The sequence below is a fragment of the Flavobacterium sp. DSP2-3-1 genome (genome assembly GCF_049896865.1).
In the GTDB taxonomy this organism is placed as follows: Bacteria; Bacteroidota; Bacteroidia; order Flavobacteriales; family Flavobacteriaceae; genus Flavobacterium.
The window spans coordinates 276,147-291,191 of sequence record NZ_JAFCVD010000003.1; the positions used below are offsets into that span (position 1 = coordinate 276,147).

A 15,045-nucleotide genomic window follows, 5' to 3' on the forward strand; every position below is an offset into this window, starting at 1 on the left:
TTTGGGATTTATTTTTAATTAATACCCTGGATTTTGTGTCGCTTTTCCATTCGCTTGCGTGATAAATTTTTGAGGAATAGGAAACAATTCATGTTTTCCTTCTACAAAAGTTTTTCCGTCAGCAGCCATAGCTGATTTCGCTTGACCTGTTCTTACAATATCAAACCATCTGTCATGTTCAAAAGCCAATTCATGTCTTCTTTCTGCTCTAATTGCAGCTCTCAAAGCAACTTGTCCCGTAGCGGTTGTTCTGGCTAAACCAGCTCTGTTTCTGACTCTGTTCAAAGGTCCAGTTACATCACCAGTACCACTTTCGTTTGCCGCTTCAGCTTGCATCAATAAAACTTCTGCATAACGCAATACACGAATATTTTTCGTCGTTTCCCAATCACCATTAAATGTTTCTTTGGTATTACTTACATACGCTTTCTCGTTATATCTAGGATTAGCAACAAGTGGAGAAACCACTCTGCCGTCCCACATTGTTTCGCCCGCAAAAACAATTGTAGCGTTTCTTCTCACATCGCCTGCTTCATACGAATTAGCTAGACTTGCAGTTGGTGTATTAAAACCCCAACCCCATCCGCTTGTTCCTCTGGCTCCTTGAGAAACCATATACCCTTCAATCCCTTGAGATGGATTTCCTCCGTAACCACGGATTTCAAAAATAGATTCAACACTATCTTCGCCAACTTCTCTCCAAATTGTAGCATAATCAGCCACTAAATTATAACCTGTAACAGCAGCGCATTGGTCTTTGACACCTTGCCAATTTCCTTGGTATAAATATACTTTGGCTAATAAGGCATGAGCAGCGCCTTTTGTAGCTCTACCCAAATCAGAAATTGCGTAACCTGATTTTTCAGGAAGTGCCGCAATAGCCGCTAATAAATCTGTTTCGATGAATTTATATACTTCTTCTTTCGATTTGCGTATTAATGTCATATCAGTATCTGCAGCAGATGATGGTACCGGAACGTGATCCACAATTGGCACACCACCGTAACATCTTACCAAATTGAAATACATTAAAGCACGAAGAAATTTAGCTTCACCTGTTAATCGTGCCACAACGGCAGCATCAGCTTTGTCTAATCTAGGAAGGTAGTTCAACGCGATGTTAGCCTTACTTATCCCTTGATAATTAGTTTCAAAAACTTCTTGAACGGATAAAGATGTAGCATCCAAAGTAAGCGCATCACACTTGTCTTTATCTGTTCCTGAATCCCCAGGATCTGATCCTTTATCAGCATCATCTGAGGTCATACTCGTTAATCCGTTCCATGAAAAAGAACTCGCGCTAAAACTCAATGCGTTGCTGTAAACAGCCGTTACAAAGCTTTTTGCGCCATCATTATCATTATAAATTGTTAATAAATCGGCTTCGGCAATGTTTTCTGTCGGAGCTACTTCTATAAATTCATTTGAACAATTAGTAACAAGCAGCGCAACAGCCACTAAAGTTATGGGTATAAATATTTTTTTCATCTTATTAAAATTTTACGTTAGCACCAATAATGAATGAACTCAAAGTAGGATAAGCATCTAACTCAATTCCTTGCAGTCCCATTGGATCACCATCATTATTCAATTCTGGAGAATATCCAGTGAACTTTTGAGATATAAATGGATTTATTGCACTTGCATAAATACGAACTGAAGAAACAGATGTTGTTATTTTAGGCAATGTGTATCCTAAAGTAATGTTGTTTACTCGAAGGAAAGCTCCTGATTCTAAATAATAATCTGAAGATAACGGAACTGAATTAAACGGTGCCGGATTTCCTGCATTTGTATTTGATGGTGTCCAAAAATCCGTAGCAATACTTGCTTCAATATTTTCGTTACCAAAACGTTGCGCTTTTTTACCGTTATACACTTTATTTCCACCCACTCCATAAGCATCCACTGAAAAATCAATGTTTTTGTATTCGAAACCTAAGTTCATACCGTAATAATAAGTTGGTAGTGACGATCCAAAGAATTTTCTGTCTGTTTCAACCGGATTCGAAGTAATTCCACCATCTTTATCAAAATAAGTAAAATTCCCATTCGCATCATAACCTGCTACTTCAAACAAATAAAAACTTCCCAAAGGTTGTCCTACTTCCAATCTTTTTGTAAACTGTCCGTTGTTGATGAAACCACCATTTTGTCTGATCGCTAATGGATTAAATACCTTTGAAACTTCATTTTTATTATTCGAATAATTAGCACCAATCCAATATTTTAAATCATCATTGATGTTATCATCCCAACGCAAAGAAACTTCAAATCCAGTGTTAGAGATTTCACCTGCATGAGCAGGAGTTGCTCCTGTACCCACTGTAAGCGGCGGAGTAACATTCAGAATTACATTAGAAGTGTTTTTATCATACCAGTCCAAAGATCCTGATAATTTATTTTCTAATGTTTTAAAGTCTAAACCAACTGAAGTCTCATCAGTAATTTCCCAACCCAAAGTAGGGTCAATAAATGCACCAATAGTAGTTCCTGAATAAAGTGAACCTCCAAAATCATATCCTAAACCTGCTCCTGAATTAAATGTTTGTTGGTTAATAGGAACATTTTGATTTCCTAATCTTCCCCAACCACCACGTAGTTTTAGGAAATTGATTGTTTTACTTTCCGCTAAGAAATCTTCTTTAGAAAGTACCCATCCCAAACCAAATGATGGAAAATTACCCCATTTGTTATCGGAACCAAATTGTGAAGAACCATCTCTACGAATCGTACCCGTGAAAAGGTATTTTTCCATTAATGTATATTGGAATCTTGCAAAATATCCAATTAAATTTCTTTGATTTCCTATTACGTGTCGTGTTACAAGACTATTAGAAGGAGCACTAGATTGATTTAAACTCCAATAGTTAGAATTTTCAGGTACGTTTCTACCTCTTACTTCTAATTCTTCGCGGCTGCCAAATTGTTGAGCTGACATACCTAATGTCACTTCAATATCATGAATATCGGCAAACTTTTTATTGTACGTCAAGAAATTATCGAAGTTCCAGTTAAAGTAATCACTTCTTCCAGTTACCAATTCATTTATTGGTTCTGAAGCGGAGTAATTAGCTGTTTCTCTTGAAGGATCTGCCGCTAACCACAATTCACGTGTAGGTGTGTAAGAAAACCTTTTGAAGGTGTTGTATTCCAATCCCACTCTTGATGTAAATTTTAATTCATCAAAAATTTTGTATTCCAATGCAAGACTTCCTTGTAACAATATATTTTTTTGCTCCTCAGTAAAATAAGCTAACTGAGCTACAGGATTACCTACGTTGTTAAACAAAGATCCAGTGGTAGAGGCTTGTCCGTCCGCACCAATAATTGGCATTCCCCATCGTCCATTGTCATATTTAACTGGTACTAAAGGCGATTGTTTGTACGCTGAAGTAAAAGCAGATAACGGTTTAGGTGTAGACTTTGAAATCGAACCACTTAATGTTTGCGTAATTTTTAATTTATCCGAAAGCTTGTAATCGTTGTTATTTCTAAAAGTAAAACGATTAAAATCCAATCCGTCTAAAACACCTTTTTCGTCATAATAGTTCAAACTGAATAAATAATTGATTTTTTCAGAAGCACCAGAAAGTGATAAGTTATTCGAAGAATACATTCCTAATCTGGTAATTTCATCAAACCAATTGGTATTATAACGTTGATCGGTTGAAAATCTGGTGTTTTGTTCTGCCACATCTGAGTAATATGCAAAACGATTTGAGCCTGCCATTTTAACTGTTCTTAGCGGAGTACGAACGCCATAAAACCCATCATATTCAACAGTAGTCTTGTCTCCTTTACCTTTTTTTGTGGTAATAATTACAACTCCATTGGCGGCTTGATTTCCATAAATTGCTAATGATGATGCATCTTTTAAAATATCAAATGAGGCAATATCATTTGAGTTCAAATTGTTGATGTTTTTGGTAGGAATACCATCTACTACATATAAAGGAGTTCTGTCAGCACCATATGTACCAATACCTCTAATAATTAGCGAAGGAGAGCTTCCCGGAACATCAGTTCCAATAACCTGAACACCGGCCGCTTTTCCTTGAATCGCTTGTGTGGCATTCAATACTTTAGTTTTGGTGATGTCTGCTGCAGAAAGTTGTGATATTGATCCTGTATTGTCTGATTTTTTTCTCGAACCATAACCTATGATAACCACCTCTTTTAATTCAGTGTCTTTCGATTCGTTAAGCGTTACAGTCATTTCACCCGCAGTCGCAGTTACTGATACAGCTTCAAAACCTACCATACTAATTTTTAATATTTCGCCTACTTTGGCATTAATATTAAAATTACCGTCAAAATCAGTATCGGCAGAAGTTCTAGAATCAGCTGCAATTACAATTGCTCCTGGAATCCCAATTCCACTTTGATCCAATACCTTTCCCTTAATTACTTGGCCAGACATATACGCAGGAAGTAGAATAAGTACTAAAAAGCTAATAATAAAATTTCTCATATATTAAAAATTTGTTAAAGTTAGTAACGCCAAATTAGATAATTACAACGTTATAGTCGACAAAACGGAATTACTACATGAATACATCAAAATACTGATTTGGCACACAAAATCACCATTTTACAATAGCTACGAAAGGTAAAAACACATTATACTACATCTAAATGATGTAGTAATGATGTACTCTAATTCCACAATAAAAGAGGTTAAATAATAAAATATCTATAAAAAGAACTCTTTTTTTATATTGATAATAAAAATTTAGAAAGGTTTTCGTCCTGAACTAAGTTCAATTTTTTCCTTAAACGATAACGATGTAGTTCTACGCCCCTGAAAGAAATATTGATCAGAGGTGCGATTTCTTTCGACGAAAGATTCATTTTTAAGTAAATGCAAAGCTTAATATCCTTCGAAGTTAGATTAGGATATTTTTTAGAAAGGTTAATTATAAATTCATTGTGAAGCTGATTCAAATTTGTTTCAAAGGTTTCCCATTCATGCTTGTTAACGGCATTAATTTTTATAACTTTTTTAATTTCACTTTTCAGTTTATTAAAATCCACATCGGAATCCAGGATATTTTGAATGTTTTCAATCATTTCACCTTGTTTCGCAATTGAAAGTGATTTGCCGGTAACCTCAGATGATTTAGTTTGCAATTCCAGTTCTAAGATGTGCTTTTCATACTCCTGAATATTCAGTTCGTTTTCGGCTTTCAATTCCATCTCCAGAATTTTCTTTTGATGTTTTAATTCCTCGTCACGCAATTCCAGTTTCTGTATGTATCGCATTTTATTCCATTTGTAATACAAATACAATATTCCTCCAACTACAATAAAGTACAATAAAATTATCCAAATAGAAAAATACCACGGTTTAGCGACAACAAATTGAAAATTGGAAATTTTATCATAATTCAGTCCATCATGAAGATAAACGGTAATCTCATTAGAACCACTATTCAAGTTATTCAAGACAATCAGACCTTCATTTACAGGTATATATTCTTTAGTTCCATTAATTTTGTAAAATAAATTCGGTCTTGCTGCACCAAAAGCACCTGAGATTACATCTACACGAAGTTCCGAATTGTATGGTATTGTTGCTTTATTGCTGACCAAATTATCATTAACAAATGCTTCTATTTTTATATTTGATTCTATTTTATTCGTGTACTTTAATTGCAACGAGATAAAACCGTCATCGAGATTTAACAGATAATTATCTTTGTTTTTGAAAACTTTTAAATTATCATTAATAATTTTCCCCTTGTAATATTTCTCTTGAATAACAGTACGGACAAATTTATTGCCATTGGCATAAATATGGTACAAAAGGCCTTCTTGAAGTATTAGAAAGTAATTTTCATCAATAGAAACAATATTTGATACATTTTTAAAATTAATATTAAATAATTCATTTTCTTCCAGTTGATTGGTGATCGAATTGTAAGTATACCAGGATTTATTTATCAAAAAAAGTATGTCGTTTCTAAATTCAAATATTTTTACACCAAAATCATTACTAATTTTGCTGCGTTGGGTAACATTTTCAATCGCAGTAGTTTCATAGGCATCATTATACAGAATGCGGTACAAACCTCTGTTGTTATCGGCAGCCCATATTTCATTTTTCCTATTTTGAGCTACATATTTAATTGGTTTTACTAATCCTTTTATACTTTTCTTTTGATTCAAATCATCAATATCATTATAAATAATTACGCCGCTATATGTAGCTTGCAAATACGAATTATTGATACTGCTTTTTGCTACATTCCACCCCCCGTGTACAGCACTTAATTTATAGAGCAATCCTTTATCGTAAACAAAAGTGCCTTCGTTGTGACCTATCAGGTATTTGTTATTAATTTTACTGATATTCCATGCCTGCCCTTCAGTATTGGGAACTATATAAAATTGATTGCCTTCTAATTTAAAAATACCATGATTGGACGCCATCAGATAACCTTTATCAATAGTAGCGACAGAATACACAGAGCCTAAAACGCCCGAGTTATCATAGAAAATAGATATTGGCGAATTGACCTCAATATGTGCAATTCCATTATCCAGACCAAGCCATAAATCATTTTCTTTGTCCAGACCCACACTCAAAATAGAATTGTTCATCAAGACATTATTTCTATTGATGTTTTTATAGGAATTTGTGTTTAAATCAAAAACAAAAACACCTTTACTTGCTGTACCAATGATTAATTTATTGTTTTTAATAAATTTAGCCACATTGATGTTAGCCATTTTTAAAATATCGTTTAAAGGATTTTTCCAAGGACTTAAAACACCATTATTGTCAACATAAACTCCATTTTTTTTAGTAAAAATATAAGTTTTGTTTTGAAATTTTTCAATAGCATGAATTACATTATTTTCTAAAATGTCCCAACCTTTTACTTTTTCAAACTTGGAATTATTCATCTTGAAAATTCCTTTTTCTACTGTAGCAACAAATAATTCATTGCCAACCGGAAAGCAATAAGAAACCAAAAAATCAAACTTATTTTTTTTGATTATTTTTCCATCATACAGAAAAATTCCATTAAAAGATTGAAAGTAAATTTTGCCTTTAAATTTAAATATCTTCCAAATCTCCTCATTATCACTCTCATCAAAAATCGTTGTTTTATCAGAAATAGAAACATAAAACATCTTTCCGTTTTTTCGGTACCAATAACCAAATTCCTTGTAAGAACCGGAATAAATTCTATCTCCATCCACCATTATGGAACGGATTATCGTTTTGTTGGGTAACGAATATTTCTCCCATTTTACGCCATCATACCGCAATAAATAATAATTATTGGCAAAATACATAGCATTATCATTTCCTTGTGCTACATTCCAAATTTGGTTATCCCCATGATAATCAGATTTGTTGTAATTTTCAACAAAAGGTAGCAACTCTTGAGAATGAAGTTGAAACGAAAAAAAATATAACAGGATCAATACTGTAATTCTTGCTTTCAAAATGTGGCGTTTTATATCCAAATATAATTAGATTTCTCAAATAAAAGCCATAAAAAAAGCCTCTGTTTACAGAAGCTTTTTTCAAGTTGATTAATTTCTTAATTCGTCAATAATTTAAATACCTGATTGGCTATTTCGATTTCCTCATTAGTAGGAATGACCAATATTTTTGTTTTCGAGTCGGGTGTATTGATTTCCCGAATTTCATTTGAACGAATTTCATTCTTAGAATCGTCTAATTCTATTCCAAAATAATCCATATCTGTACATACCAGTTTTCGAATATAAGAGGAATTCTCTCCTATTCCTGCCGTAAAAACAATAGCATCAAGTCCATTTAAAACTGCCGTATACGAACCAATATGTTTTTTAATTCGATAGGCATTCATATCTAAAGCCAACTGGCAATCAACATTCCCTATCGCTGCATTCGCTTCAATATCCCTCAAATCGCTGTAACCTGTAAGCCCAAGCATTCCACTTTGTTTCTGCAACATCGTATTGACATCATCAAGCGTATATCCCAAAGAGTTAACCAAATAAAAAATCACGGATTGATCTACATCTCCGCTTCGGGTTCCCATTATCAAACCATTCATAGGACCAAAACCAAGCGTATGGTCAATGCTTTTTCCGTCTTTTATGGCTGTCATGCTACATCCATTTCCTAAATGTATGGTAATAATTTTCGAAACTTTATTTATAATATTCTGTTTCAAATAATGAATCGCCTTTTCTGAAACATACTTATGACTCGTTCCATGAAAACCGTATACGCGTATTTTATTGTCTGTCAAAAGGGAATTCGGCAATGCATATTTGTGCGCCACAACTGGAATCGTTTGATGGAAAGCAGTATCAAAAACAGCCACTTGTATTGCCGAATTGAAAATTTCCTCGGCCACATTTATTCCTTCCAAATTCGCTGGATTATGTAAGGGTGCTAAATCAAAAAGTTCTCTGATTTTGTCTTTTACCTCACTGGTAATAATTACGGTATTCGAAAAAGCGCTTCCGCCATGCACCACACGATGACCGACAGCTTTTATTTCATCCGTACTTTTGATTACTCCTATTGTTTCATCCATCAGTAATTTGGCAATTTTCTCCAAACCTATTTTATGGTTTGCAATAGGCAACGTTTCCTCTAATTTAGTACTATTTGTAACATATGTTAGATTCGAAGTTTCCAATCCTATTCTGTCAATCATCCCCGAACAAATTACTTCATTTGCCGGCATATTAATTAATTGGTATTTTATGGAGGAACTTCCTGAGTTTATAATTACTATTTTCATTTTATAATCCTTGAGCTTGAATCGCAGTAATCACGACTGTATTTATAATATCATCAACTGTACAACCGCGGCTTAAATCATTGACAGGTTTGTTCAGTCCCTGTAACATCGGTCCAATGGCTAATGCGCCAGTTTCTCTTTGAACTGCTTTATACGTATTATTTCCCGTGTTTAAATCCGGAAAAATTAGAACGCTGGCTTGTCCTGCCACTTCTGAATTTGGCATTTTACTTTTTCCCACTTCCATATCTACGGCGGCATCATATTGAATAGGCCCTTCAATTTTTAAGTCGGGGCGTTTTTTTCTGACTATTTCAGTTGCTGTTCGCACTTTATCCACTTCATCTCCTTTTCCTGAAGAACCGGATGAGTAAGAAAGCATGGCGATTTTTGGTTCGATTCCAAAAGCCAAACTGGAATCGGCAGATGAAATGGCAATTTCAGCCAATTGCTCCGCAGTAGGATTTGGATTAATGGCACAATCTCCAAAAACAGAAACTCTGTCCTCTAAACACATAAAAAATATCGATGAAACGACAGAGGAATTGGGTTTTGTTTTAATGAATTGCAACGCTGGTAAAATAGTATGTTGCGTGGTATGTGCAGCACCGGAAACCATTCCGTCAGCATGTCCTTTGTAGACCATCATCGTACCAAAATACGAAACATCTTCCATCAAATCTTTCGCCATTCCTACAGTTACGTTTTTTGCTTTTCGCAACTCAAAATACGTGTTTACATAATCATCATAATGCTCGGATTCGATCGGATTAATGATTTGCACTTTAGAAAAATCAAAAAACAAACCCAATTCTGAAACTTTGTTTTCTATTTGTTTCTTGTTGCCTATGATAGAAATATCCACCACATCCATTTCTAATAAGCGGGAAGCCGCCATAATAATTCGATCATCATTTCCTTCCGGCAGTACAATATGTTTCCTGTGTTTTCTGGCTCTTTTTACCAAATTATACTGGAACATTTTTGGTGTCATTCCTTCAGCTTCAAAAGTGATCAGCTTTTCAGCCAAGTTGTCTAAGTCTACATATTTTTCGAAAGTAGTAATAGAAATTTCAATCTTCTGCTTGTTGTTTGCGTAGATTTTAGATTTTATGGATCCTATTTTATTGGTGATAAAATAAGTCCCTTCTTCAACGGCAATAATTGGAACAACCGGCGAAAGTCCTTCTATCAATTTCAAAATACTGATTTCCGGCAAAATATTTCCTGTCAACACAATCCCGGAAATTGTGGGATAATTAAGGGATTCATTGGCTTGTAAAGCGCCCAAAATAATGTCGGCACGATCTCCGGGAGTAATTACCAGGCTATTCTCTTTTAAATGCAGCAAATAATTACACAATTGCATAGCGCCAACGCTAAAGTTTCCCGTTTGATTGTTCAAATTAGCGGCACCAAATAAAACTTTGGCATCTAACTCATTGACGATTTCCTGTACTGTTGGGTTGTTTAAATTATGGACTAATGGAATCGCATTTACCATTACACTTTCAGGCAAAGCTTTTCGTAATCCATTCGTTACTATTTCTATATTCTCCTGCTGCACCTTATTGGCAATGACGGCCAAAACCTCAACATCCTTTACTTTGAAAGAATCATAAGCGAGATACAAACTGTCCAATAATTCTTCCAGCGTTTTGCCTACTCCTGAACCTACAATAATGGTTGGGATTCCAAGATTTTTAGCAATCAGAACATTCATATCTAATTCTATCACCGTTCCTTCGCCACTAAATCCGGTTCCTTCAACTAAAACAAAATCAAAACGTTCCTCTAATTTCTTATATTTTTCAATAATCAAATCGAGAACCTCCCCTATTTTCCCTTTATTTTTTTTCTTGATTAGTTTACTTTTTGTGATGGCAAATGCATCTTCAAACTCGATATCCAAACCAAAATGACCTAACACCGTTTCGATATGATTGTCAAATCCTCCTTCTTCGGTATCCTCAATTATTGGTCTGAAATAACCAACCTTGGCAGTTTTACCAATTAGCATGCTCATTAGTCCCAGTGTGACAATAGACTTACCGCTATTTTGCTCGCTCGTCGCTATATAAATGGCCTTATTCATTTTTTATTTTTAAATTAATTCCAAAAAAATTGGAGATATTGCTTTTTACGTATTAAAACCAACGGCGTTTTTTAAAATAGATTATCATTCCCATCACAATCAAAAGCATGATTCCCATCACAATATGATAACCATATTGATATTTTAGTTCAGGCAAATTTTCAAAATTCATACCATACACTCCCACAATAAAAGTAAGCGGAATAAATATTGCCGAAACGATGGTAAGCGTTTTCATAATTTCATTCATCTTGTGAGTTTGTGCCGAAAAAAAGAAATTTGACGCACTTTCTAATGATCCCATATCCGATTCAATTTGTTCTAAAAGTTCTAAACTCTTTTGGTGCAATCGAGAAAAAAAGCTGAAAGTATCTGATTCCATAGCATTAAAAATATTGTCGTCCTTGACGCTTTTAATATCATATAAAGAATCGCGCAGCGGAATGATGGATCGTTTTAAGAAATTAAAATTATCCCTGTGTTTCTCAATCTTTTCTAAAATTATTGGATCTACACTTTTCTTGGTAAGATTGATCAACTCTTCTACTTTGTCTTCTTCATTTTCTAAAGTAATGTAGAAATTTTCCATAATAGCGTCCAGCAGAATATACAACAAATAATCCGCTTTTTTCTCTCGCACTAAGCCGGAATGTGTGCGAATCCGCTCCCGAATATGAGTAAAAAAATCACTTCTTTTTTCTTGAAAAGAAATTAAAACACCATCCTTTATCAAAAAACTTATTTGTTCAACACTAATATTATCTGAATGTTCTGCAGGTAAAAGTGATTTGATATTAAAGAATAAAAATTCGTGTGATTCTTCAAGTTTAGTTCTTCTTGTTGTATTTAAAATATCGGCTAACATGAAATTATCTATTTTAAAATAATTTCCAATAGATTTTAGCCATTCCACATTATTTAAACCGTGAATATTTACCCAATTCGTTTTTTGTTTTTCTATATAGTTGTCTAAATTAGAAACCTTAAAATCCTCATATTCTTCTAAATTCAAATCATCGTAAACAAATAATTGCATCTCTGAATCTTTGGTTTTGTGAATCCCTGTATATTCCAGATTGTAAGGTTGCAATTTCTTTCCTTTCTTGTATTTAATTTTTCTCATTCAAAAATCATTTATAAAGTAATAATACAATAAAAAATCAAAAGTACGGCTACTTCCGCCTTTTGGCATTGCTAAAATCAAAAGTTATGCCTAACTATTTATTAATTTTAAAGCGAAAATACACAGAAATAACCATCTCTTCTATGAGAAAAATCATGTAAGCATAATAAATAATTACATATTCCACGAATGTTAATTTATGTTAATTATTCAAAATTGCATTTTCAAAATATATATTTTTAAAAATATATCAATAGATTTGAAGATTAATGCCGAATAAATAGAAAATTCTCCTATTTACGCACTGAAAACTAATTATTAACTATTTTATGTTGAACCAAATGCTTAAAAAAAAATTAACCTTATTTATTGTATTTCTGCTGATATTTTCAGCTCCAGAGACATTCGCTCAAAGTCGAAAAAAAAGAAAAGCAGATAAAAATGCTATTGCCAAAGTGGATACCAAGGCTTCTGACGCCAAGAAAGAACCTAAACCGTACAAAAAAGTCATTGATTCAAGTGCAGTTACGCAAAGAGGACTTATTGATGTTCATAAAGTAGACAACAAATACCTTTTTGAAATTCCAGATTCAATTTTAGGAAGCGAAATGATGACCATTACCCGATATTCTAAAACTCCGGCCGGTGGTGGAATTTTTGGTGGAGAAGAAATCAACAGACAGGTAGTTCGATGGGAAAAAGGATTAAATAACAACATCCTGCTCCGATCAATTACTTACGTTATTATGACACCGGATGAAGATAAACCAATGGCTCAGGCGGTTAAAAATTCAACTTCTGACCCAATCATTGGAAATTATGATGTTCTGGCGTACAAAAAAGATGAAACTGGAAAGATTACTGGTTATGTAGTAGATTTAGCAACAACTTTCGATGCTGATGTTCAAACTTTTTCTTTGGATCCAATTAAGAAACAATTATTAAACATCCAAACGTTTCAAAAAGACAGATCGTTTATCTCCAAAGTAAGTAGCTTTCCAATAAACACTGAAATTAGAAGTGTAAAAACCTTCACAACAACACCCCCAAAAATCAATACGACACCAACACCAAAAATTGGAGTTGATTTACCATCCGCTTTAGATGCGGGAGTAGTTACTGTAGAAATGAATACTTCTATGATTTTATTGCCAAAAAATCCGATGCGCAAAAGAGAATTTGATGCTCGTGTAGGCTATTTTGCAAACCAATATGGTGTATTTGAAGAAGAATCTCAAAAATCAGATACCAAAGTATTTGCTGTGAGATGGCGTTTAGAGCCTAAATCACCTGAAGATGCACAAAAACAAAAAAAGGGTGAATTAATTGAACCTTTGAAACCAATTGTATATTACATTGACCCTGCGACTCCGGAAAAATGGAGAAAATTCATCAAACAAGGTATTGACGATTGGCAAATCGCTTTTGAAGGAGCAGGTTGGAAGAATGCTATTCGAGGAGAATATTGGCCAGAAAATGATCCAACAATGAGCTTGGAAGATGCTCGTTTTTCTGTTTTAAGATACTTCGCAGCTGAAATTCAAAATGCTTATGGTCCAAACGTTCACGATCCAAGAAGCGGTGAAATTTTAGAAAGCCACATTGGTTGGTACCACAATATCATGAGTCTTTTAAGAAACTGGTATTTGATTCAAACTGCCGCTGTTGATCCGGCCGCAAGATCAAAAAAGTTTGATGATAAGTTAATGGGAGAATTAATCCGTTTTGTTTCTTCTCATGAAGTAGGACATACTTTAGGATTGCGTCACAATATGGGTGCGAGTTCGGCCACTCCGGTTGAAAAACTTAGAGATAAAGATTACCAAGCGAAAAACGGTCATACTTCATCTATCATGGATTATGCACGTTTTAATTATGTTGCACAACCTGAAGATAACGTTACAACTTTATTTCCTAGAATTGGAGATTATGACAAATGGGCTATCAAATGGGGATATTCTTATTTTGAAGACACTAAAAATGAAACGCAAGAGAAAGCTTTCTTAAACGAAATGACTAAGGAAGCGTACAAAAACAATCGCTTATGGTTCGGTTCTGAAACAAGTCCTTATGATCCAAGATACCAAACAGAAGATATTGGTGATAATGCAATGAGAGCCTCTGAATATGGAATAAAAAACCTGAAAAGAATTCTGCCTAATTTATTAGAATGGACAAAAGAAGATGGTGAAAGTTATGCTGAATTAGATGAGCTTTATGGCGCACTTACAGGACAATTCAGAAGATACATGGGACACGTTACTAAAAACGTAGGTGGAATCTACGATTCTCCAAAAACCTATGACATGTCTGGTAATCAGTTTCAAGTAGTGCCAAAAAGTATCCAAAAAGATGCTGTGGCATTCTTAAATACGCAATTGTTTACCACTCCAAAATGGCTATTAGATCAAAACGTTCTTTCAAAAATAAACCCGGAAAGTGGTGTTGAAGCTATTAAAGGAATGCAGGATGCAACACTAACTAGCTTGTTAGCCGGTGACAGAATGGTTCGCCTTTTAGAAACCTCAACGGCGAGTAAAGACAATTATTCAGTAGACGAATTAATTACTGATTTGAATAAAGGAATTTTTTCTGAATTGAAAAGCAACAGTTCTATCGATATGTATCGCAGAAACATTCAGAAATTATACGTAGATAAAATGATTGGCTTACTCAAGCCTGGCAATGCAGAAGTAAGGTCGGTACCAGTTGGTGTAACGTACGGATTCAATACCAGAAGAGTGAATTTAGCCCAAACAGATTTACCTTCTATTGCCAGAGGTCAATTGAATTCACTTAAAAATGATTTAAAAATGTCTTCCGCTAGAATGTCAGACCGAATTAGTAAATACCATGTACTTGATTTAATATCTAGAATTGGTGAAGCTTTAGATCCTAAATAATAAATTAAAAAGGGAAAATGTTCAAACAATATTTTCCCTTTTTTTGTTAAATGTGACTTTAATGTAGTGTTTCTTGTAGAAATGTACGTTGTAAAAACGCACTTCAGTGCGTCTCTGCGTGATAAATAACAATAATGATAGAATTAAAATACCCGACTTATTTCA

7 protein-coding genes are annotated in these 15,045 nt (G+C 34.1%); 1 reads left to right on the plus strand and 6 read right to left on the minus strand.

Features of this window, described 5'->3' with window-relative positions; genetic code table 11:
* Positions 1-18: 18 nt before the first annotated feature.
* From ACP7AT_RS05230 to corA, 6 genes are all read right to left on the minus strand, one after another.
* Positions 19-1,488 (minus strand): RagB/SusD family nutrient uptake outer membrane protein, encoded by a 1,470-nt coding sequence (locus ACP7AT_RS05230; protein WP_426063289.1) that lies wholly within the window; start codon positions 1,486-1,488, stop codon positions 19-21.
* 4 nt (positions 1,489-1,492) lie between these two features.
* Positions 1,493-4,474 carry a SusC/RagA family TonB-linked outer membrane protein gene (locus ACP7AT_RS05235; protein WP_426063290.1) on the minus strand — a complete coding sequence of 994 codons (2,982 nt, stop codon included), beginning with the start codon at positions 4,472-4,474 and terminating at the stop codon, positions 1,493-1,495.
* A gap of 242 nt (positions 4,475-4,716) precedes the next feature.
* Positions 4,717-7,461: a histidine kinase gene (locus tag ACP7AT_RS05240; RefSeq protein WP_426063291.1), complete on the minus strand. Its 2,745-nt coding sequence runs from the start codon at positions 7,459-7,461 to the stop codon at positions 4,717-4,719.
* A gap of 98 nt (positions 7,462-7,559) precedes the next feature.
* Complete coding sequence (locus ACP7AT_RS05245; protein WP_426063292.1) at positions 7,560-8,759, minus strand: acetate/propionate family kinase; 1,200 nt, start codon at positions 8,757-8,759, stop codon at positions 7,560-7,562.
* A 1-nt stretch (position 8,760) separates the two neighbouring features.
* Complete coding sequence (gene pta, locus ACP7AT_RS05250; protein ID WP_426063293.1) at positions 8,761-10,854, minus strand: phosphate acetyltransferase; 2,094 nt, start codon at positions 10,852-10,854, stop codon at positions 8,761-8,763.
* Between the two features lie 52 nt (positions 10,855-10,906).
* A complete protein-coding gene (gene corA, locus ACP7AT_RS05255; protein ID WP_426063294.1) occupies positions 10,907-11,977 on the minus strand; it encodes a magnesium/cobalt transporter CorA in 1,071 nt (356 codons plus the stop codon).
* Between the two features lie 341 nt (positions 11,978-12,318).
* Between corA and ACP7AT_RS05260 the strand changes: the two genes are divergently transcribed.
* Entirely contained in the window at positions 12,319-14,880 is a 2,562-nt protein-coding gene (locus tag ACP7AT_RS05260) for a zinc-dependent metalloprotease (protein WP_426063295.1), read from the plus strand.
* Positions 14,881-15,045: the final 165 nt, after the last annotated feature.